General features: G+C 70.1%; 22 protein-coding genes. 4 read left to right on the top strand and 18 right to left on the bottom strand.

Going from position 1 to position 20,018, the window contains the following annotated elements; translation table 11 throughout:
* Positions 1 to 20: 20 nt before the first annotated feature.
* Together frc and IG04_RS0122625 are read right to left on the bottom strand one after the other, a co-directional pair.
* The gene (gene frc, locus IG04_RS0122620; RefSeq protein WP_030478692.1) at positions 21 to 1,250 is read right to left on the bottom strand and encodes a formyl-CoA transferase; all 1,230 of its coding nucleotides are present in this window, start codon (positions 1,248 to 1,250) and stop codon (positions 21 to 23) included.
* A gap of 10 nt (positions 1,251 to 1,260) precedes the next feature.
* Entirely contained in the window at positions 1,261 to 2,958 is a 1,698-nt protein-coding gene (locus tag IG04_RS0122625) for a thiamine pyrophosphate-binding protein (protein ID WP_030478693.1), read from the bottom strand.
* A gap of 126 nt (positions 2,959 to 3,084) precedes the next feature.
* On the opposite strand from IG04_RS0122625, the gene sucC reads away from it, so the two are divergent.
* Positions 3,085 to 4,185: an ADP-forming succinate--CoA ligase subunit beta gene (sucC, locus tag IG04_RS0122630; RefSeq protein ID WP_030478694.1), complete on the top strand. Its 1,101-nt coding sequence runs from the start codon at positions 3,085 to 3,087 to the stop codon at positions 4,183 to 4,185.
* Complete coding sequence (gene sucD / locus IG04_RS0122635) at positions 4,185 to 5,063, top strand: succinate--CoA ligase subunit alpha (RefSeq protein ID WP_030478695.1); 879 nt, start codon at positions 4,185 to 4,187, stop codon at positions 5,061 to 5,063. The genes sucC and sucD overlap by 1 nt, the downstream gene beginning before the upstream one ends.
* On the opposite strand, the gene IG04_RS0122640 is transcribed toward sucD, so the two are convergent.
* The 8 genes from IG04_RS0122640 to IG04_RS0122675 all read right to left on the bottom strand — a co-directional run bounded on the left by IG04_RS0122640 (position 5,060) and on the right by IG04_RS0122675 (position 11,724).
* On the bottom strand, positions 5,060 to 6,121 hold the full coding sequence (locus IG04_RS0122640) for a serine hydrolase domain-containing protein (protein WP_030478696.1): 1,062 nt from the start codon (positions 6,119 to 6,121) through the stop codon (positions 5,060 to 5,062). The two genes, sucD and IG04_RS0122640, sit on opposite strands and share 4 nt — an antisense overlap.
* The gene (locus IG04_RS0122645; protein ID WP_051770442.1) at positions 6,118 to 6,915 is read right to left on the bottom strand and encodes a hypothetical protein; all 798 of its coding nucleotides are present in this window, start codon (positions 6,913 to 6,915) and stop codon (positions 6,118 to 6,120) included. Before IG04_RS0122645 ends, IG04_RS0122640 begins: the two co-directional genes overlap by 4 nt.
* Complete coding sequence (locus tag IG04_RS0122650; RefSeq protein WP_030478698.1) at positions 6,912 to 7,211, bottom strand: type VII secretion target; 300 nt, start codon at positions 7,209 to 7,211, stop codon at positions 6,912 to 6,914. Before IG04_RS0122650 ends, IG04_RS0122645 begins: the two co-directional genes overlap by 4 nt.
* Complete coding sequence (locus IG04_RS0122655; RefSeq protein ID WP_030478699.1) at positions 7,208 to 7,552, bottom strand: YbaB/EbfC family nucleoid-associated protein; 345 nt, start codon at positions 7,550 to 7,552, stop codon at positions 7,208 to 7,210. The genes IG04_RS0122650 and IG04_RS0122655 overlap by 4 nt, the downstream gene beginning before the upstream one ends.
* A 13-nt stretch (positions 7,553 to 7,565) precedes the next feature.
* Positions 7,566 to 8,183: an ESX secretion-associated protein EspG gene (locus tag IG04_RS0122660; RefSeq protein WP_030478700.1), complete on the bottom strand. Its 618-nt coding sequence runs from the start codon at positions 8,181 to 8,183 to the stop codon at positions 7,566 to 7,568.
* Positions 8,180 to 8,482: a hypothetical protein gene (locus tag IG04_RS0122665; RefSeq protein WP_030478701.1), complete on the bottom strand. Its 303-nt coding sequence runs from the start codon at positions 8,480 to 8,482 to the stop codon at positions 8,180 to 8,182. The genes IG04_RS0122660 and IG04_RS0122665 overlap by 4 nt, the downstream gene beginning before the upstream one ends.
* Entirely contained in the window at positions 8,479 to 9,519 is a 1,041-nt protein-coding gene (locus IG04_RS0122670; protein WP_051770443.1) for a hypothetical protein, read from the bottom strand. Before IG04_RS0122670 ends, IG04_RS0122665 begins: the two co-directional genes overlap by 4 nt.
* A 96-nt stretch (positions 9,520 to 9,615) precedes the next feature.
* Positions 9,616 to 11,724 carry an XRE family transcriptional regulator gene (locus IG04_RS0122675; protein WP_030478703.1) on the bottom strand — a complete coding sequence of 703 codons (2,109 nt, stop codon included), beginning with the start codon at positions 11,722 to 11,724 and terminating at the stop codon, positions 9,616 to 9,618.
* 88 nt (positions 11,725 to 11,812) lie between these two features.
* On the opposite strand from IG04_RS0122675, the gene IG04_RS0122680 reads away from it, so the two are divergent.
* On the top strand, positions 11,813 to 12,412 hold the full coding sequence (locus IG04_RS0122680; RefSeq protein ID WP_245816092.1) for a DedA family protein: 600 nt from the start codon (positions 11,813 to 11,815) through the stop codon (positions 12,410 to 12,412).
* Here the strand turns inward: IG04_RS0122680 and IG04_RS0122685 are convergent.
* The gene (locus IG04_RS0122685; RefSeq protein WP_030478705.1) at positions 12,375 to 13,094 is read right to left on the bottom strand and encodes an SDR family NAD(P)-dependent oxidoreductase; all 720 of its coding nucleotides are present in this window, start codon (positions 13,092 to 13,094) and stop codon (positions 12,375 to 12,377) included. The genes IG04_RS0122680 and IG04_RS0122685 overlap by 38 nt on opposite strands.
* A gap of 108 nt (positions 13,095 to 13,202) precedes the next feature.
* On the opposite strand from IG04_RS0122685, the gene IG04_RS0122690 reads away from it, so the two are divergent.
* The gene (locus IG04_RS0122690) at positions 13,203 to 14,045 is read left to right on the top strand and encodes an alpha/beta fold hydrolase (protein ID WP_030478706.1); all 843 of its coding nucleotides are present in this window, start codon (positions 13,203 to 13,205) and stop codon (positions 14,043 to 14,045) included.
* Here the strand turns inward: IG04_RS0122690 and IG04_RS0122695 are convergent.
* From IG04_RS0122695 to IG04_RS0122720, 7 genes are all read right to left on the bottom strand, one after another.
* Positions 14,020 to 14,238 (bottom strand): hypothetical protein, encoded by a 219-nt coding sequence (locus tag IG04_RS0122695; RefSeq protein WP_030478707.1) that lies wholly within the window; start codon positions 14,236 to 14,238, stop codon positions 14,020 to 14,022. The two genes, IG04_RS0122690 and IG04_RS0122695, sit on opposite strands and share 26 nt — an antisense overlap.
* Before the next feature lie 307 nt (positions 14,239 to 14,545).
* A complete protein-coding gene (locus tag IG04_RS0122700; protein ID WP_030478708.1) occupies positions 14,546 to 15,457 on the bottom strand; it encodes a Gfo/Idh/MocA family protein in 912 nt (303 codons plus the stop codon).
* Between the two features lie 4 nt (positions 15,458 to 15,461).
* Positions 15,462 to 16,529, bottom strand: coding sequence for an ABC transporter permease (locus IG04_RS0122705; RefSeq protein WP_030478709.1), 1,068 nt, complete (start codon positions 16,527 to 16,529; stop codon positions 15,462 to 15,464).
* A gap of 1 nt (position 16,530) precedes the next feature.
* Positions 16,531 to 17,400 (bottom strand): ABC transporter ATP-binding protein, encoded by an 870-nt coding sequence (locus IG04_RS0122710; protein WP_030478710.1) that lies wholly within the window; start codon positions 17,398 to 17,400, stop codon positions 16,531 to 16,533.
* 95 nt (positions 17,401 to 17,495) lie between these two features.
* The gene (fdhD, locus tag IG04_RS0122715; protein ID WP_245816091.1) at positions 17,496 to 18,296 is read right to left on the bottom strand and encodes a formate dehydrogenase accessory sulfurtransferase FdhD; all 801 of its coding nucleotides are present in this window, start codon (positions 18,294 to 18,296) and stop codon (positions 17,496 to 17,498) included.
* Positions 18,190 to 18,729 carry a hypothetical protein gene (locus IG04_RS48200; RefSeq protein ID WP_248782532.1) on the bottom strand — a complete coding sequence of 180 codons (540 nt, stop codon included), beginning with the start codon at positions 18,727 to 18,729 and terminating at the stop codon, positions 18,190 to 18,192. Before IG04_RS48200 ends, fdhD begins: the two co-directional genes overlap by 107 nt.
* Positions 18,726 to 19,967, bottom strand: coding sequence for an MFS transporter (locus tag IG04_RS0122720; protein WP_030478712.1), 1,242 nt, complete (start codon positions 19,965 to 19,967; stop codon positions 18,726 to 18,728). The genes IG04_RS48200 and IG04_RS0122720 overlap by 4 nt, the downstream gene beginning before the upstream one ends.
* Positions 19,968 to 20,018: the final 51 nt, after the last annotated feature.

Below are 20,018 nucleotides of genomic sequence, written 5' to 3' on the forward strand. Positions count from 1 at the left end.
GAGATTCCGTCTCCTAGAGGTTAGATGACGCCGGCGGCGCGCAGTCCGGCCAGCCGGTCGGCGCTGTAGCCCAGGGCTCCGAGGACCTCGTCGTTGTGCTCACCGAGCAACGGCGGACGCTGGATCTCGACGACCGAGTCGGAGAGCTTGAGCGGGTTGCCGACCGTCTTGAACGCGCCGCGCTCGGGGTGCTCGACCTCGACCACGGTGCCCAGTTCGGCCAGCGTCTCGTCCTCGATGATCTCCTTCGTGGACAGGATCGGTCCGCACGGGATGTTGTGGGCGTTGAGCTTGTCCATCACCTCCCACTTGGTGTGCTTCTCCGTCCACTCCTCGATCAGCGCGAACGCCTTGTCCAGCTTGGAGAGCCTGACCTCCGGCGTGTTCCACGCCGGGTCGTCGGCGAGCTCGGGCCTGCCGATCAGCTCGGTCAGCGGGGCCCAGCCGACGGGCTGGATGATCACGTAGATGTAGTCGTTCGGGCCGCCGGGGGCACAGCGCACCGCCCAGCCGGGCTGGCCACCACCGGATGCGTTGCCGGAGCGGGGCACCTCGTCCCCGAACTGCTCGTTCGGGTACTCCCCCAGCGGCCCGTGGGTGAGCCGCTGCTGGTCGCGCAGCTTCACCCGGCACAGGTTCAGGACGGCGTCCTGCATCGCGACCTGGACGCGCTGCCCGCGTCCGGTGTTGGTCCGTTGGTACAGCGCGGCCAGGATCGCGGCCACCAGGTGGATGCCGGTGCCCGAGTCGCCGATCTGCGCGCCGGTGGCGAGCGGCGGGCCTTCCTCGAACCCGGTGGTGCTCATCGAGCCGCCCATCGCCTGCGCGATCACCTCGTACGCCTTGAAGTCGGCGTAACGGCCGGGCCCGAAGCCCTTGATCGACGCGTAGATGAGCTTGTCGTTGAGCTCCTGCAGCTTCTCCCACGGGTAGCCGAACCGCTCGACGACGCCGGGGCCGAAGTTCTCGACGAGGATGTCGACGTCGCCGACGAGCTTCTCGAAGACCTCTTTGCCTTCGGGGGACTTCATGTTGAGGGTGATGCTCCGCTTGTTGCAGTTGAGCATCGTGAAGTAGAGACTGTCCACTTCGGGCAGATCGCGCAGCTGGCCGCGGGTGATGTCGCCCCGTCCCGGCGTTTCCAGCTTGATGACGTCGGCGCCCAGCCAGGCGAGCAGCTGGGTCGACGACGGTCCGGACTGCACGTGCGTCATGTCGAGGACTTTGACGCCCTCCAGGGCCTTGGCCATCTCAGCTCACCTACTTGTACATCGTCTGGTTCATGGTTCCGGGCGCGTACACGTCGGGGTCGATCCACACGTTGATCAGCGAGGGCTTGCCGGACTCGCGAGCACGCCGCAACGCGGGCCCGATGTCCTTGGGGTCGCGCACTTCCTCGCCGTAGCCGCCGAGCATCTTGGCGAACTGGTCGTAGCGGACGTCGCCGAGCGTGTTGCCGACGCGCTCGCGCTCCAGCCCGTACTTGGCCGCCTGGCCGTAGCGGATCTGGTTCATCGACGAGTTGTTGCCGACGATGCCGACGAACGGCAGGTTGTAGCGGACGAGCGTCTCGAAGTCCCAGCCGGTGAGGCTGAACGCGCCGTCACCGAACAGGGCCACGACCTCCTTGTCCGGCCTGGCCAGTTTCGCGGCCAGCACGAACGGGATGCCGACGCCGAGCGTCCCGAGTGGACCGGGGTCCATCCAGTGCCCGGGCGACTTCGGCTGCACGACCTGGCCGGAGAACGTGACGACGTCGCCGCCGTCGCCGATGTAGATCGAGTCCTCGGTGAGGAAGTCGTTGATCTCGCTCACCAGGCGGTACGGGTGGATCGGCATGTCCTCGGAGAGCAGGTGCTCGGCGCGCTTCTGCCGGGCCTTCTCCTCGACCGCCTGCAGTTCCTCCAGCCACACCTTGCGGCCCATCGCGCCGTTGTCCTCGCGACCCGACGCGGCCTGCGCGACACTCGACAGGACCAGGTCCGCGTCACCGACGATGCCGAGGTCGATGTCGCGGTTCTTGCCGACGGTGCGGTAGTCGAGGTCGATCTGGACGACCGTCGCGTTCGCGGACAGCCTTCGGCCGTAGCCCATCCGGAAGTCGAACGGGGTTCCGACGATCACGATGACGTCGGCGTTGTCGAAGGCGTACCGCCGCGACAGTTGGAAGTGGTGCGGGTCGCCGGGCGGCAGGGTGCCGCGGCCCGCGCCGTTCATGTAGGCGGGGATGTTGAGGGTGCGGACGAGGTCGATCGCGGAGTCCGTGGCCCGCGTCGTCCACACCTGACTGCCCAGCAGGATCGCGGGCTTGCGGGCGTGCACCAGCAGGTCCGCGAGCTTCTCGATGTCCGCCGGGTCACCGACGCTGCGCGTGGACGCGCGGTAGTGCCCCGCTTCGGGTACTCGGGCGGTGCTCACCGGCACCTTGGCGTCCAGGACGTCGCGCGGGATCTCCAGGAACGACGGTCCCGGCGCGCCGGCGTTGGCCTCGCGGAACGCCATCGACACCATGTCCGCGATGCGGGCGGTGTGCGGGACGTTCGCGGCGAACTTCGTGATCGGCGTCATCATGTCGACGTGCGGGAGGTCCTGCAGCGAGCCCATCTTGTGCTGGCTCAACGCACCCTGGCCGCCGATCAGCAGCATCGGGCTCTCCGCGCGGAACGCGTTCGCGACACCCGTGACGGCGTCGGTGGTACCCGGCCCCGCGGTCACGACGGCACAACCGGGCTTGCCGGTGATCCGCGCGTACCCGTCGGCCGCGTGCGCCGCGACCTGTTCGTGCCGGACGTCGATGACGGCGATGCCCTCGTCCACGCAGCCGTCGTAGATGTCGATGATGTGCCCGCCGCACAGTGTGAAGATGGTGTCGACGCCCTCTGCTTTGAGGGCCTTCGCCACCAGGTGGCCACCAGAGATGGACTCAGGAATCGACTCCGGCTCCGCGGAACTCGTCATCGGCGATCAGCTCCCCTTGGCGCTTCGACTGTAGATTGCATACCGTATGAGGTAGGCATATCGTTACTCCGCTACCAACCGGATGTCCAGAGATGGCCGCAAGTTTTCGGCGAGAGGACGTAGACGGTGGATCTTTTCGAACACGAGGCGCGGGACCTCTTCGAGCGGTACGGGGTGCCCGTTCCGCGTGGTTTCGTGGCGGACACTCCTGAATCCGCGCGCGAGGCCGCCGCGCAGCTGGGCGGCACCGTTGTCGTCAAGGCTCAGGTGAAGACCGGCGGACGCGGCAAGGCCGGTGGCATCAAACTCGCTTCGTCACCCGACGAAGCTCAGGCCGCCGCCACAGCCATCCTGGGGATGGACATCAAGGGCCACACCGTGCACAAGGTCCTGATCACCGAGGCGAGCGAGATCGCCGAGGAGTACTACCTGTCGTTCCTGCTCGATCGTGCCAACAGGACGTTCATCGGCATGACCTCAGCCACCGGTGGCATGGAGATCGAGGAGATGGCGGACTCCATCACTCGAATGCCGGCCTCGTCCTTCGACGCATCGGCGGCGTTCCCGCCTTCGATCGCGGCGGAAGTGAACGCGGTCGCTTCCGCCCTGTGGAAGGTCTTCGTCTCCGAGGACGCCACCCTGGTCGAGGTGAACCCGTTGGCGCGCACCAAGGATGGCCGGATCATCGCCTTGGACGGCAAAGTGACACTGGACGACAACGCGTCGTTCCGGCACTCTCGACCAACGGATGCTGTTTCCGGTGACCCGCTGGAGGTACGGGCCGCCGAGAAGGGCCTCAACTACGTCAAGCTCGATGGCACCGTCGGTGTCATCGGCAACGGCGCCGGACTCGTCATGTCCACTCTGGACGTCGTGGCGCTGGCCGGTGCCGCGCCCGCGAACTTCCTCGACATCGGCGGCGGCGCCTCGGCCCAGGTGATGGCCGACGGCCTCGACGTCATCCTCTCGGACCCGTCGGTCCGCAGCGTGTTCGTGAACGTGTTCGGCGGCATCACCGCGTGCGACGCGGTGGCAAACGGAATCGTGCAGGCCCTCGGCATGCTCGGTGACCGCGCCGACAAGCCCCTGGTCGTCCGTCTCGACGGCAACAACGCCGAAGCGGGCCACCGCATCCTCGACGCGGCCCGGCACCCGCTGATCACCGTGGCGCACACGATGGACGACGCGGCGGGCCGTGCCGCCGCCCTGGCCGGCAAGGAGTCCTGATGGCGATCTTCCTCGACGAGAACAGCCGCGTGATCGTGCAGGGCATGACGGGCTCGGAGGGTGCCAAGCACACCCGCCGCATGCTCGCGGCCGGCACGAAGGTCGTCGGCGGCGTCAACGCCCGCAAGGCCGGCACGTCCGTGGACTTCGACGACGTGACGCTGCCGGTGTACGGCACGGTCGCCCAGGCGATGGCGGAGACCGGCGCGACCGTGTCGGTGCTCTTCGTCCCGCCCGCGTTCACCGGCGACGCGGTGATCGAGGCCATCGACGCCGAGATCGGCCTGGCCGTGGTGATCACCGAGGGCGTACCGGTCCACGACACGGCACGGTTCTGGGCGCACGCCCAGGGCAGGTCCACGCGGATCATCGGCCCGAACTGCCCCGGCATCATCAGTCCCGGCAAGTCCAACGCGGGCATCATCCCCGCGGACATCACCAAGCCGGGGTCGATCGGTCTCGTGTCGAAGTCGGGAACGCTGACGTACCAGCTGATGCACGAGCTGAAGGACTTCGGCTTCACCACGTGCGTCGGCATCGGCGGCGACCCGATCGTCGGCACCACGCACATCGACGCCATCAAGGCGTTCGAGGCGGACCCGGAGACCGAGCTGATCGTGATGATCGGCGAGATCGGCGGCGACGCGGAGGAACGGGCGGCGGAGTTCGTGCGGGACAGCGTGTCCAAGCCCGTGGTCGGCTACGTCGCCGGCTTCACCGCGCCCGAGGGCAAGACGATGGGCCACGCGGGCGCCATCGTCTCGGGTTCCTCGGGCACGGCGGAGGCCAAGAAGCTGGCCATGGAGGCGGCGGGGATCAAGGTCGGCAAGACGCCGTCCGAGACCGCGGCCCTGGCTCGGGCCATCCTCACCGGCTAACCGGCGCAGATCGCTCTGTCGGCCACGTCGACGGCCGAGGGCTTGCCGGAGCCCTGCCAGTTCGTGTTGGTCACGACCGACGCGAACCGGCCGTCGTCGGTGGTCAGGGTGAACGAGTAGTGCCCGGTGGTCAGGGCACCGTTGTGACCCCATGCGACCACGCCGCACGACAGCGGCATCTTCACCAGGGCCAGGCCGTAGACGTCGGCGGGGCCGAAGGTGCGCTTCATCTCGGCCAGCGCCGCGGGTGAGACGAGCCTGCCGCCGACCAACGCGCGGTAGAACCGCTGGAGGTCGTCCAAAGTGGACTCCATGGCACCGGCGGTGCTCCAGAACGACAGCTCGACGGCGGTGGTCGCCTCGGTCCAGAAGAAGAGCTGGCCGAGGCGGCCACCCAGATAGCCGTTCAGGAAAGGCGTCTTCAGCGCACGGTCACCGGGTGCCGGGAAGCGCGTCCCGGTCAGGCCGAGAGGGTGGATGACCCGCTCGGTGATCGCGTCGCCGGCCTGCCTGCCGGTGAGACGTTCGATCAGCATGCCCAGCACCAGGAAGCCGACGTTCGAGTAGTTCTGAGCGGCACCGGGGGCGTTCTGGGCGGGCTCGTCCATCGCCGAGCGGACGAGCTCGGCCAGGGTGTACGTGCCGCCCGGGCCCGCCTTCGCGTCGCGGACGTCGCGGACGAGCCCAGCGGTGTGCTGCAGCAACTGGCGGACGGTGATCACATCACCGTTGTAGTTGCCGGTGACCACGCCGGGCAGGTACCGCGAGATGGGGGCATCCAGTTCGGCGCGGCCCTCGTCGACGAGTTGGAGCACCACCACGGCGGTGAACGTCTTGGTCTGACTACCGATCCGGAAGTGGTCGGCCGCGGTGATCGGGCGCCGCTCGTGGAGCTTCCCGGTGCCGGTCGACCGCGTGCCGGACCCGGTGTGCACGGCGGCACCCGGTCCCGCCTGCATCAGGTACTGGTCGAGCACCGTCTGCACACCGTCGTCGGCCTTCGCCGGCGCGGCACCGAGGAGCAGCAGCGCGCAGACGAGCACGGTGAGGCGCTTCACGCGGTCACCTCCTTCGCCGTCGGCAGTTCGGCCGAGCCGGACGCCTTGTCCCCGATCACCGACATCGCCTGCTGCACGATCTTTAGCACCGCCTGCGCGCCCTCGACGAGCTTGATCAGGTTCTCGCCGCTGGCCAGCAGTTCGCCGAGCTTGGCCGCGATCTGCCCACCGCACTCGACGGCGATCTGCACGCACTGCGGGATCGCCACGGCGATGCTCTGCCCGAACGTCACGCCCGCCGCCGCGATCGCCTGGGTCATGATCGGCACGATCTTGCCGACCGCCTCGGTGATCAGCCTCGTCACCTCGACGACCACCTGCGCGACCACCTCGCCCGCCTTGATCAGCGCGGTGGCGTTGGTCAGCGCGGTCTCGGCCACGGACAGCACGCCGTCGACGAGTTCCTTGCCCGTCTTGGCGTACTCGGCCGCGCTGTCGCCGGTCCAGCCGTCGGTCTCGCTGCTCGCCTTGGCGCCGTACTCGCCGGCGAGGCTGGTCGCGGCCTTGCTCGCGTTCTGGAACTCGCCCGCGCCCTGCTGGACGCCGTCCGGGTCGCCGCGCAGCTCGTTCAGCGGCTCCTCCAGGAACGAGATCATCGGCGTGAGGAAGCCGGCACCCGCGCTGTCCAGGGCCTGCAACGGTTTCCCGTTCGACCCCAGTTCGCTCATCGGGGCCTTGGGCGTCGCGGCGAGGTCGGACGACAGCCACTCGTCGCCCGCGATGGCGTTCGTGGTGGTGCGGAGCTCGTTCAGCAGGGCGGCGATCGTGCCCGCGTCCGTCGTGGTGGCGGTCATCGGCCCGCTCCCGTGATGTCCTCGGCGTTGCGCTCGTCGGTGCGCTGGTAGTTCTCGGCGGTCCGCCGCACGCCCTCACCGACCTTGTCCATTGTGGACGCGACGTGGGCGAAGGCGCCCATCGTCTCCCCCATCGGGCCGCTCAGGCCGGAGCTGAGGAACTGGGCGAACGAGCCGAGCGAGGACTGACCGACCTGGCCGGGCAACCGGGTGCCGGTGCCGGACAGCTGGTCGGCGTACCTGGTCAGGGTCCTGGCATGGCAGCGCAACTGCTCGTGGTCGGCGGTGAAGCTCATCGCACGGCCTCCGGCAGGTGCCTGGTGATCTGGTGCAACGCGTCGCTTTCGCCGAGGTAGTCCGCCATGACCTCGGTCATCCGCGCGCTCGCCAGCCGTTGCGCCTCCCGCGCGGTGCTGACGATCAGCATCGCGAGCGTGTCGACGTCGAGCTTGCGCGCCGCCGGCGTCAGCGCGACGTCGCCGAGCACGCCGCCCGCGTTCACCGTCACGGTGACCTCACCGCGTGGCGAGGTCGCCTTCGCCCCCACCTCGGCCAGGCTCGCGCTCGCCGACCGCGCGCTGTACGCGACGCGCTCCAGGCGTTCCTGGTAGTCCGCCAGCCACTGTGCTGGATCCACTTCTCCCCCTCAATCAGGCTCGCGCGACTGCGGCGAGCTCACCGATCATGCGGACCAGGTCGTGGTGCCGCAGCGGGTTGACGCTCACCCAGCCGTCATCACCGGCGTCGACCCTGACCCGTCCGCTCGCACTGTCCAACCAGGACACTTCCTGCCGCTGCCCGCCCCTGACCACGCCCGCCTGGCCCTGTCCGGTGACCTCCAGGTCGAGCCCGGCGCCGGGCGGCAGGGTGATCGGCATGAGCTGCGCGGGCCGGGCGTGCGGGACCAACGCCACGAGCTCGTCGCCGAGCGTCTCCGCCTCGACGTGCGCCACCCGGACCGTGCTCTCGGACTGCGTGCACACCACGGCTTCGTCGCCGTAGACCATCGCGACCGCACCCGTGCCGGGCACGACGAGATCGACCACGGCGGTGTGCTCGTGCAGCGCGGTGACCAGCGACGCGGCCATGCCGACAGGTCCGTGCGCTGCGGCGAGGCCGCGCGCCTGCAACCCGTGGCCCGCCTCGGCGAGGAGCCGCGCGCGTTCGTCGGCGAGCTTGCCGAACGACGGCACCCGCAGCGGGAACGGCCAGCGCACGCCTGCGTGCGTGGCGAGCAGGTCCATCTCCACCAGGTCGAAGGCGATCACCGGTCCGCCTTCCGCGCCTGCTCGGCGTCGGTCTCGGCGTAGGTGGACCGGATGTCGGCGAGCATCTGCCGGAACTCGCGCACCTCGCGTTCGGCGGCCCCCACCTCGCCCGCGAGCCCCGACCCGGCGTCCTTGAGCCGGCGCGACAGGTCCTGGGCGGGCGGCGCGGTCCCGAGCAACGGCTGCCGCTCGGCCAGCCTGCTCGACGTCGCCACAAGGTCGGCGGTCAGCTCGGCCAGTCTGCCCAGGATCCTCACCCGGTCCTGCAACTGGTCGGGCGCGACTTCGAAGCCGGTCACTGTTCCTCCCCGATCACGGCCGGAGACACCCGTTCGGTCACCGCGAACAGGTCGTGGTCGAGCGTCGGCATCTGGTTCTCGTGCTCCTGGTCCTCGTCCTTGCGCCCCGCTCCCGCCGGAGGTGCGCCCATCGCGTTGTTATGGCCGGACGTGCGCGCGTCGGCGGTGAGAGTGCCGGCCGCCGCGATTCCGCCGTGCTGACCGAACATCACCCCTGCCCGCATGCCCGGTGTGAGCTGCTGGCTGACCGGGGTGGCCCCGCCGATCACCGGACCCCGCGTGGCCGTCGCCACCGAACCGCCCACCAGCCGCTGCCACGGCACGCCACCCGAACTGGGCGTCTTCACCTGGGCCACGGCCGCGGCACGGGGAGTGGGGGCGGCCTGCGGGACGTTGCTCCTGGCGTCCTCGATGAGGCGGCCGCTGCCGTTGAGGCTGGACTCGTAGGTCTGCATCGCCCGGACCGCCTGGGCCTTCTGCTGGTCGGCGGAAGCGGCGCCGAAGTAGAAGTAGAAGCCCGAGGTCGCGCCCGAGGGCATCGTGGGCGCACTCGGCAGGGCCATCGGCGCGGGCGCGCTCGGCAACGCGAACGGCGCGGGCGCAAAAGACCCGGGCGCACTCGGCAATGCGAACGGCGCAGGCGCGAAGGAGCCCGGCGCGCTGGGCAGCCCGGCGAACGCCGGCATCGTCGTCCCCGGAGACGGTGGCGGCGGCATCGCGGCCCGCGCCGCGGCCAGCGCGTCGGCCGAGTCCTGCGCGGCCTTCTGCCCCGCCGCGGCCAGTTCGCTGATCTTCCCGATCCGCTCGGCCAGCGCACCGAGCCGCGTCGAGGCCTCCTCCGCCGCGGCCCCGGTCCACCCGTCGATCAACGCCGCCCGCTGCTCCCGAAGCACTTCGGCGTGCGCGTCCAGCGCGGCACGGTGACGCGTCCACTCGTCGGCGACCGTGCTCACGTCCGCGACGTCAGCGTCCTGCCACAGCATCCGGTGCAACTCTTCGTGGCTGTACGCCTCCCAGTTGATCTCACCAGGCGACACCCCTCGACCCCCTTCGTCCGTCCCGGCAAAACGATCACAGCGGGGCCGAACGAAAGACAGGCCAGACGACCGGCCACTTTTGGCCGGTCTGTCTGATCAGGGCAAACGCGCGAAATGCTCCTGCAGGCGCGCGTGCCGGAACTGGTAGACCGCACCCGCCCGGCGCAGCACGCCACGCCGGTAGGCGTCGTCGAGGAACGCCGGCATCCCCCACGGCAGCTTCCCGGTCAGCGGCAGCCAGATGCGCGCGAACACCACCCACTGTCCCCACGCGGTCAGGCTCAGTACGTACGCCAGCCCACCGCCGATCCCGCCGACGAGGCCGAGCGCCAGGGCCGTTGTCGGACTCCACACCACCACGAACCGCAACGCCGTGAGCCCGCTCGCGACGACCCCGGTGGCCCCCGCGACGAACACCGCGAACACCGGCACCATCACCCCGACGAGCCCGAGCACCGCACGCCGGTTCGCCGCCAGCAACCCGTCGGGACTGCCCGCGGACCGCACGTCGAGCGGTGCCTCCATCGCGGCGACCACGGCGAACACCATCCCGGCGCCGAACCCGAACACCAGCCCGAACACGCCGACGTCGACCAGCACCCCGGCCGTCATCTCGAAACCGGGCGTGACCAGCCAGTACGCCATGGCGCGCACCAGCCCGTACGCGGCACCGACCGCGCCGCCGAACGCCAGCCCGAGCAGTCCGCGCGACCACACCCGTCGCCCGGCACGGCCGCGCAGCCGCAGCCGGGTCCGCACGGGTTCGATCGGCGTCCTGCTCACCACGTACCGGTGCGCCACCCCGAACAACACCCCGGTGACCAGCCCGATCATCACCGCGAACGCCACTCCCCTGGCGACCAGCCCGCCTACCAGTACAGCCTCCAGCACCAGGTCCGCGACCCCGACCGCCACCCCGACGGTCAGTCCGGTCACCGCCGACGACGTGCCGAACCGCCACCAGGCCACGTCGTGCGTGCCGAGCCTGGTCAGGTGGACGGCGAGATGGCTGAGCCAAGGCTGCACACGTTCGGCATGCGCGCCGTACACAGCCGGTATGAAGCTGCCGAGCAGGTGGCGTTCGATCTGCTCCGGCTCGTGGAAGTCCAGCAGCGCGATCGGATCGTGGTCCGGGGTGTCGCTGTAGATCCGCCGCGCCAGCGCCACCATCAGCGGCGTCGTCAGCACCTCCGCGAGCGGACCGCCGTTGCGCACCTCGTCCAGCACGGGCTTCCAGGCGTTGCCGCCCGGCCCGGTCTTGCGGGTGGTGCGCGGCAGGTAGTCCGCCAGGTCGTCGCACGTCAGATCGGCCAGCACGACCGTGGCGGCCGACGTCAGCACGTCCGTGCCCTCGACGGCGTCGCGATACTCGTCCACCCGGCTGGTCAGCAGCAACGGCAGAGTGGTGGTGTTCAACGCGTTGAGCGCCGGTCGGTGCAGTCCGGCCGCGATCTCGTCGAAACCGTCCAGCACGGGCAGCACGCGCTGCGAGTCGACCAGCGCCGCCGCCAGCGTGCCGCCGCCGGGTCCCGGTGCCGCGAGGAACGGGTGGTCGCGCGTCAGCTGGCCGGCGAGCCAGTCGCGGAGCCCCAGGCGTCCGGGATGCCACGCACCGAGGTGGAAGATCACCGGCACCGGGTCGGCCGGGTTCCGCGCACCGAGCAGGTCCAGCACGAACCGCGTGGTCAGCACCGTCTTTCCGGCCCCGGCCCGCCCCAGCACGACCAGCCGCCGCGAGCCGACCCTGCGGTAGACCTCGACGACCTGGTCCAGCCGCCCGCCGAGCACGGCATCGGCGCCGATGTTGAGCCGGCTGTCCATCCACGTCGCGGGCGCCTCGTCCCACCGCACCGGCAGCGGCACCGGGTCGTGGACCTGCCGCTGCTCCTCCTCCCGCCGCCAGCGGGCCTCGACCGCGACCTTCAACGTCTCGACGGCCTCGTGCAGGGGGTCGAACCGGACCGGCTCCACGACCAGCGGTTCGTCCCGCCCGGCAGCGGAGAACAGCTCGACGCGTTCGGCGCCGGTGAGCTCCAGAGCGTCCGCCAGCGCGCGCACGGTGCCCATGCGGGGATCGGTCCGTTCGCCTGTCTCCAGCCCACGCACCGTGCGAATGCCCACGGCAGCGCGCTGAGCGAGCGCTTCCTGACTCAAGCCCGCCCGCTGCCGCCATTGACGCAGCAGTAAGCCGAACTGGCTCGCCACAACCGCCCCCTCGTCCAGATGATCAGCAGAGTACCGAGACGGCCGCGTCTCGTGGCCGATGCCATCCGGTTGGAGGAAGATCACGGATGTGCTGACTGAGTGGCTCGACGCTGTTCCGCCGTTGCTGGTCTACGTCGCCGTGGGCCTGGTGATCGGGATCGAGAGCATGGGGATCCCGTTGCCGGGCGAGGTCGTGCTCGTCGCGGCGGCACTCATGGCCTCGCACCACGACGGCGTCTCGCCGCTCTGGGTCGGCGTCGCCGCGTCCGCCGGCGCGATCATCGGCGACACCGCCGGGTACGCGCTGGGCAAGCGGTTCGGGCCGCGGATCTTCGGCTGGGCGGGCGAGAAGTTCCCCAGCCACTTCAGCCAGGACAAGGTCGGCCGCGCCCAGGCGCTGTTCGAACGGTTCGGCGCCTGGGCGGTCTTCTTCGGCCGGTTCGTGGCGTTGCTGCGGATCCTGTCCGGTCCGCTCGCGGCCACGATGGGCATGCACTACGGCAAGTTCCTGCTGGCCAACGCCGCCGGCGGCATCGCGTGGGCCGGTGGCACGACGGCGGCCGTCTACTTCGTCGGGGAGGCCGCCGAGCACTACCTCGCGGAGTTCTCCTGGATCGCGCTCGTGGTCGTGCTGCTGGCGGTCGTCGGGTTCAGCGTCCGAGCCCGGCTCCGCCGTTCACCCCGATGACCTGGGCGGTGACGTGCCCGGCCTCCGGCGAGGTCAGGAACGCGATCGCCGCGGCCACGTCCGCCGGGGTACCCGCGCGGCCGTTCGCCGGGTTGCCGACGAGCTTCCTGCGCCGTTCCTCGCTCAGGGTCCCGCCGAAGAACTCGGTGTCCTCGATGACTCCCGGCGACACCACGTTGACCGTGATCCCCCTCGCCCCCAGGGCGAACGCGAGGTCCGCCGTCCACGCCTCGACCGCGGACTTGGCCGCGCCGTAGGCACCCGAACCCCGCCGGCCCGCGATCGAGCCGAGCGTCACCACCCGTGCGTTGTCCGCCAGGCGCGGTTCCAGCGCGGTCGTCACCAGGACGGCGCTGATCACGTTGGACTCGTAGTTGGCGAGCCACAGGTTCCGCACGTCGGTCAGGTTCTCCGGCGCGGGCAGGCGGCGGGTCATGTTGCCGCCCGCGTTGTTGACGAGCACGTCCACAGAGGACGGCAGATCGCTCAGCGACGCCTCCACCGACTCCGGGTCGGCCGCGTCGAACACCACCGCCCGTGCGCCGATCTCCTCGGCCGCCGCCTTGAGCACGTCCTCCCTGCGTCCCGTGATCACCACGTCCAGGCCCTGTCCGGCGAGCCGGGCCGCCACCGCCTTGCCGATGCCGGTACCGCCGCCGGTCACCACTGCTGTGCGTGTCATGCGATCTTGATAACAGGGGAATACATGCAGGTCGATCGGCCTGTTAGCCCATCGGGGTTCACGTGTGTGACTAGGCTGATCAGACCCGACTCCACTGGGGAGAATCACATGGAAACTCATGTTCTGGAAACCGGCAGAGCCGCCATCACGTACGACGTGAGCGGTTCCGGTGGGCGTCCGTTGATGATGATCGGCCAGCCGATGGACGCCAGCGGGTTCGTCGCGTTGCGCGCCCAGTTCCCCGACCGCACGGTGATCACCTACGACCCGCGCGGCCTCGGCCGCAGCACCCGTTCGGACGGTCGCACCGACAACACCCCCGAGATCCAGGCCGCGGACGTCCACGCGGTGATCGAGGCCGTCGGCGGTCCGGTCGACCTGTTCGCGTCGAGCGGTGGCGCGGTCACGGCTCTCGAACTCGTCGCCGCGTACCCGGACGACGTCGTCACGCTCGTCGCGCACGAGCCGCCGATCATCGACGTGCTGCCCGACGCGGCCGCCGCTCGCCGGGCGCGCGACGCGTTCATGAACGCCTACCAGGCCAAGGGCCAGGGCGCGGGCATGGCGGCGTTCATTCAGATGAGCTCGTGGCAGGGCGAGTACACCGACGAGTACTTCGCGTTGCCCCTGCCGGATCCCGCGCAGTTCGGGATGCCGGCCGAGGACGACGGCAAGCGCGACGACCCGTTGCTCGGGACCACCTCGCTCGCCATCACCGACTACCACCCGCGCGTGCAGGCACTGGCCGCCGCGCCCACTCGCGTCGTGATCGCCGTCGGCGAGGAGACCGGTGACACGTTCACCGGCCGCACGGCCGTCCACACGGCACGCCTGCTCGGCCAGGAGGCTGCGGTGTTCCCCAGCCACCACGGTGGTTTCCTCGGCGGCGAGTTCGGTTACGCGGGCAAGCCGGAGGAGTTCGGCGTCAAGCTCCGCGAAGTCCTCGGCTGAGGATGACTCCGGCCGCTCTGAGGTCCGCGTGGTCGTCGACCCGTTCGCTGAGGCCGAGTTCGGCGACTCGGTCGGCGTTCGCGGCCTGTTCCGGCGTCTGCGGGACGACGACCCGGTAGAAGGCGGCGTCGCTCATGATCGAGCCGAGCGAGACGAACACCAGCGCGCCAGGTCGTCGCGGCGCGGTGACCACACCTCGTCGAGCCGGGCGCCCAGCACCGGGCCGGCGAAGTGGAACGACTCGTCGAAGGTCTCCGCGCGAGGCTGGAACTCGCGCAGTGGTCGAGCACGACCGGGTAGGTCGCGGCCATCGCCCTGAAGTAGTGCGGAAACACTCGTCGATCGGGTGGGCGGTGACGGGCTGGAAGGCGGGCAGTGCGGGGAGTTCCACCCACCGCGCGCCCGCTCCGGTCACCGCCTCGGCGTGACGTGGCCATGTCCTGCGAGCGTGACGAACAAGATCCCCATTGCGTCGATCCTGCCGAACGCACGCACGCGGATTACCGCAGGAAAGCCTCGACCACCTCGGCCACCCGCTGCCCGCTGGCGAAGTCCGCCAGGTCACGCGGGTGCTCGCCCCGCACGGCCTGCGCGAACAGCGTGAGCCGTGAGTAGTCGGAGCCGGTCTGCTCCAGCGCCACCGGTTCCCACGCGCCGCCGTCCGAAGTGGACAGCAGGGCCCACTGGTCGAGGCGCAGCGATCGTTCGGTGCCCCAAACAGTCCACTCGTAGACCTCGGGCCCGGCCAGTCCGGAGAACGCCGACACGTGCACCGGCACGCCATTGCCCCGCAGCACACCCCGTGCCGCCACCTCGGCCGCGCCGGGCTCGGGGAAGTCCGACGACATCGACTCGACCGTGAGCGGTCCGAGCATCCGGTCGGTCAGGTAGACGAAGTGCGACAACACCTCGCGGACGAACCCGCCCTGCTCGGAGCGAGACAGCCAGGCCGCCTCCGCCTGGAACGCCCTGGGCCAGCGCGGGAACTGCAGCCGGATCTCGACGCCCCGCAGCGTGCCCAGTTCGGGCAGCCGCCGTTCGACCTCGATCGTCGCCACCATGTCCGACAGCGCGAAGTTCACGGCGTTCGGCCGTCCGGCGGCGGCTTCGGCCATCGCGCGGGCTTCGGCGAGGTCGACGGCCAGCGGCTTCTCGCAGAACACCGCCTTGCCCGCCGCGAAGGCCTTCAGCACCAGCTCGGCGTGCGAGGCGGGTGGCGTCGAGATGTACACGGCGTCCACATCGGACAGCACGTCGTCCAGCGTCGTGACGACCGGGATGTCGAGCGTGCGGGGTACGACGTCGACGCCGGCGACCACGGTGAAGCCGGGATGCTGCCGCGCCGCCGTCAGCATCCGGGTGCCCATGGCTCCCAGGCCGACGACGGCGAGGCGAATCGGATCAGCGATCATGGCCCTATTCTGCAGGTGCCCAGGCCTTGGACAGCTTCACCCGTGCTCCGGTCTGCAACAACGAGTTGGTGTAGAGCCTGGACGCGACCAGCAGGATCGTCACCACGGTCGCCGCGAGGATGCCGAGTGACAGGATCGCCTCCCACGGCTTCGCCTGTTCGGCGAACAACCGCACCGGCATCGCGACGCCCGCCGTGAAGGGCACGAACGACATCCACTTCAGCACCACGGGGTTCTCGAAGAAGAACTGCACGCCGAAGTACGGCCCCATCACCGCGATCATGACCAGGCCCATGGTCGAGCCGAGGTCCTCCTGGCGGCTGACCAGGGCGCCGGCGACCGCCCACATGGACGAGATCAGCACGAACCCGAGCATCAGGAACGGCACGAACCAGCCGAGCGCGGGCGCCACCACTCCCAGCAGTTCGCCGAGTCCCGCGACCCGCAGCGCTATCGGTGCCGCGAGCGCCAGCACGACGACCTGTCCCAGTGTGAGGATCGTGTGGCCGAGGATCTTGCCGGCGAGCAGGGCCCGCACCGGCACCGTCGACACGAGGATCTCCACGATCCGGGTCTGCTTCTCGGTCACGGTGCTCTGCGCGATGGCCGCGCCGCCCATGCCGAACATCAGGAAGACCAGCCCGAACACGAGAACCGTGACGAACCGCTGGCCGGAGTTGACCGCCGAGGCCTCCAGCAGCTCCACCGGGGGCGCCTGGACGAGCTGGCTGACCACGTCGCTCGGCGCGTCGTTGAGCGCGAGGACCTTGATTCCGCCGCCGTCCGGCACGATCGCGGCCTCGACCTCGTCGGCCCTGACCAGGTCGGCGGCTTCCTCGACGGTGCCGACCTCCCGCACGTCGAGTTCCTTGCCCTGCACCACCTGCACGGCCGAGCCGACCGCGGCGATCTTGGGGTCGTCGCCGCCGAACACCGTCGGCAGCACGGTGAGCGCGAACAACCCGACGATCGTGAAGGCGAAACCGATCCAGAATCCCTTGGTGGTGACCAAGGTCTTCATCTCACGTTCGGCGACGAGCCACGTCGCCTGGCTGAAGGAGGCGCGAGCCATCTCAGATCACTTCCCTGAAGATCTCGTCCAGCGTGGGCACGACCGGCGTGAACGAGCGAACCTCGCCGCGTTCGAGTGCTGCCCTGAGCACCTGCTGGGGTTCCGCCTCGAACACCGCGCGCGGCCCGTCGAGCTCCAGGATCCTGGCGCCGGGCACATCGCGAACCCAGCCCGCGTCCTCCGCGACGACGATCTCGTAGCGGCTGCCCGCGTGCCTGGCACGCAGCTCCTCGCGTGACCCGTTGGCCACGACCCGTCCCTTCGAGATGATCACGACGTCGTCGCAGAGCCGTTCCACGATCGCCAGCTGGTGGCTCGAGAACAACACCGGCACGCCATTGGCGGCCCGCTTGCGCAGCACGTCCAGGACGGTCTCGACGGCGATCGGGTCGAGGCCGGAGAACGGCTCGTCCAGGATCAGCACGGCCGGCTCGTGCACCAGCGCGGCCGCGATCTGCACGCGCTGCTGGTTGCCGAGCGACAACTCCTCGAGCCGGTCCCCGGCCCGTTCGGTCAGCTCCAGGTCCTCGAGCAGCGCGTCGGTGTTGCGCTGCGCGGTCTCCCGGTCGACGCCGTGCAACCGCGCCAGCCACGTGATCTGGTCGCGCACCTTCATCTTGGGGTAGAGCCCGCGTTCCTCCGGCATGTACCCGAAGTCCGGCCGCGTCTGCGCCGTGACCTCCTGCCCCTGCCAGCTCACCGTTCCCCCGTGTGCGGCGAGCACCCCCAGCACGATGCGCATCGTGGTCGTCTTGCCCGAACCGTTGGCGCCCAGGAAGCCCGTCATCCGGCCGGGCCGGACGTCGAAGCTCACCTCGTCGAGCACCCTGTGATCGCCGAAGCTCCGGCTGATCCCCCTGACAGTCAACATGGGAGGAACGGTAAATCGTCGCGTTCAAGATCGCGTCCGCCGCGCGGCATCATCCTCGCGGAGGACGCCTTACGGGCTAACGGCCTGGTCCTGCACTAGCGAGCCCCGGCGGTGACCCCCAGCCGATGTCCGCCGGTGTAGACGTTCATCGAAGTCCCGCGCAGGAACCCGACCAGCGTCACGCCCATCTCCTCCGCCAGATCGGCGGCGAGCGACGACGGCGCGGACACGGCGGTGAGCACCGGAATCCCTGCCATGACCGCCTTCTGCACCAGTTCGAACGACGCCCGCCCGCTCACCATCAGCACGGTGCTCGTCAGCGGCAACCTGCCGTTGCGCGTCGCCCAGCCGACGACCTTGTCGACGGCGTTGTGCCGGCCGACGTCCTCTCGCAGGCACAGCAGGGTGCCCTGGGCGTCGAACAGCCCGGCCGCGTGCAGGCCGCCGGTGCGGTCGAAGACCCGTTGCGCGGCACGGAGTTTCGTCGGAAACTCCGTGATCGTCTTCGGGTCGAGGCGGATCGGGTCGGCAGCCACCTGCCAGGTCGCCACGGTGCGCACGGCGTCCAGGCTCGCCTTGCCGCACAGGCCGCACGACGAGGTGGTGTAGAAGTTGCGCTCGATCGACGGGTCTGGCGGCGCGACGCCTTCCCCGAGGCCGACGTCGAGCACGTTGTAGGTGTTGCCGCCGTCGGCCGTGGCGCCCGCGCAGTACCGGATCGACACGATGTCGGACGGCGCGCGCACCACCCCCTCGCTGACCAGGAAGCCGGCCGCCAGGTCGAAGTCGTCACCCGGCGTGCGCATGGTCACGGCGAGGGACTTGCCCCGCACGCGGATCTCCAGTGGTTCCTCGACCGCCAGCGTGTCCGGTCGCACGGTGGCCGCGTCGTCCACCAGCCGCACCACGCGCCGCCTGCTCGTCACTCGTCCCATGCCCTGCCTCCCAGCAGATCGCGACGCACTCGTCGAGCAGCCGCCGCAACACCTCGTCCCCGGACATCGCCCTGACGGCCCTGGCCACGACCCAGTCGCGCGGCCACCACTTCGGCGCGACGATCCCGGCCCTGCTCGCGCAGTGCGCGATCAGGCGTTCGGCGGGCGCCTGATCCGTGCCGATCACCTTGGTGGCGAAGGGCAGCAGCCTTCTCCGCCCGTCCTCTGTGGACTGGTCGTTGACGCACCGCGCCACGCACGCCAGCACCGGGTGCACGCAGGCGGGCCGGTCCGACCACACCTCGCCCGCGAGCAGGGACGTCAGTTCCATCAGGCAACAGCCGTCCGCCTGCGTCCGGTGCCAGCCTTTCGCGAGCCGCGGCACGCGGCTCACAGGCGTGGCCTTCCCGGTTGCGACAGGTGCGCGGTGAGTACCGCGCCCGCCAGCCCGAGCACGCCCGCCGCGATGAACGCGAACGTGGGCCCTTGCGAGGCAAGGACAACGGCGGCCAGCAACGCGCCCGCGGCCTTCGCGGTGTAAAGAACGCCGAAGTTCTGCGCGCCGTTCGTCTCGCCGAAGTACTCCCTCGTCACGCCGACCAGCAGCGAATAACAGCAGCCGGTGCCGAGGCCCGCGAGCGTGGCGCCGATGAGCAGCCCCGCGACGTTCTGGGAGTACAGCAACACGAACTGTGCCAGCCCGCCCGTCGCGAGCGTCCAGACCAGCGCCTTCCTGCGGCCGACCCGGTCCGAGATCCACCCGACCAGCACGCGCCCGGTGCCCGTCGCCGCCGCCAGCGTGGCCAGCGCGACGCCTCCGAGCACCTTGTCGCCGACGAACAACGGCAGGTACGCCAGGTCGTAGAGGGACACCGCCGCCGCGAAAGCGATACCGCCGTACAGCCACCAGAACGTGCCGCACCGCATGGCCTCGTGCGTCCGGAACTCCCTGAGCGCGGACCTGTTCGGCACGCGCGCCCGGTCGAGCGCCCACTCGCGGGGCGGGATGTGCGGCGGCCACCAGTGCTCGGGCGGGTCCTTCATCAACGCGCCCGCTACCGCCACGACGACGGCGATCACGATCCCGGCCTGCAGGAGGAACCCGCCACCGAAGAACAGCCCGGCGGCCAGCACGAACGGCACCGACCCGTACGCGAACGCCCCGCTGACGAACGCGACCTTCCGCGTGACGCGCTCCGGGTACCACCGCACGACAACGCCGAGGCACGTCGCGTAGACCAGCCCGGCGCCGATGCCGCCGAGGATCGCGTAGCCGACCAGCCAGCCCTGCCCCAGCGTCAAAAGCCCAGCGCCGCACAGGACCGCCCCGATCCACATCGCACCGGTGGGTGTGAGCCTCTTCTGCTCTCTCAACCAGGCCGCCGGAAACGCCGTGCCCGCCTGGCAGACGGTCCACAACGCCAGTGCCCAGAACAACTCCGGCACGCTCCACCGGTCCTGCAACTGAGGGATCAGCGCTCCGAACCCGTACTGCCCGATGCCGGCCGCGAGCATCGCCGCCCAAGCGGCCCACAGCACCGTGCGACGCGAACGCCCCGACGCCTCGACGTCGGTCTCCCCTACCCGGTAGAGCCTGCCGACGTGATCACGTACGTAAGTCGCGACTGGCATGCCCTTCACCCCGTCCCGAGGATTGCATACAGTATTCGGTAGGCTATACCA

Origin of the sequence: Lentzea albidocapillata, assembly GCF_000719115.1 — a bacterium.
In the GTDB taxonomy this organism is placed as follows: domain Bacteria; phylum Actinomycetota; class Actinomycetes; order Mycobacteriales; family Pseudonocardiaceae; genus Lentzea; species Lentzea albidocapillata.

What these genes read in the sequence shown, in the direction of transcription:
- IG04_RS0122690 (WP_030478706.1), top strand. Translation starts at nt 13,203, where the DNA reads ATGGAAACTCATGTTCTGGAAACCGGCAGAGCCGCCATCACGTACGAC.
- IG04_RS0122710 (WP_030478710.1), bottom strand. Translation starts at nt 17,400, where the DNA reads ATGTTGACTGTCAGGGGGATCAGCCGGAGCTTCGGCGATCACAGGGTG.
- IG04_RS0122625 (WP_030478693.1), bottom strand. Translation starts at nt 2,958, where the DNA reads ATGACGAGTTCCGCGGAGCCGGAGTCGATTCCTGAGTCCATCTCTGGT.
- frc (WP_030478692.1), bottom strand. Translation starts at nt 1,250, where the DNA reads ATGGCCAAGGCCCTGGAGGGCGTCAAAGTCCTCGACATGACGCACGTG.
- IG04_RS0122700 (WP_030478708.1), bottom strand. Translation starts at nt 15,457, where the DNA reads ATGATCGCTGATCCGATTCGCCTCGCCGTCGTCGGCCTGGGAGCCATG.
- IG04_RS0122720 (WP_030478712.1), bottom strand. Translation starts at nt 19,967, where the DNA reads ATGCCAGTCGCGACTTACGTACGTGATCACGTCGGCAGGCTCTACCGG.
- IG04_RS0122645 (WP_051770442.1), bottom strand. Translation starts at nt 6,915, where the DNA reads ATGACCGCCACCACGACGGACGCGGGCACGATCGCCGCCCTGCTGAAC.
- sucD (WP_030478695.1), top strand. Translation starts at nt 4,185, where the DNA reads ATGGCGATCTTCCTCGACGAGAACAGCCGCGTGATCGTGCAGGGCATG.
- IG04_RS0122705 (WP_030478709.1), bottom strand. Translation starts at nt 16,529, where the DNA reads ATGGCTCGCGCCTCCTTCAGCCAGGCGACGTGGCTCGTCGCCGAACGT.
- IG04_RS0122685 (WP_030478705.1), bottom strand. Translation starts at nt 13,094, where the DNA reads ATGACACGCACAGCAGTGGTGACCGGCGGCGGTACCGGCATCGGCAAG.
- IG04_RS0122650 (WP_030478698.1), bottom strand. Translation starts at nt 7,211, where the DNA reads ATGAGCTTCACCGCCGACCACGAGCAGTTGCGCTGCCATGCCAGGACC.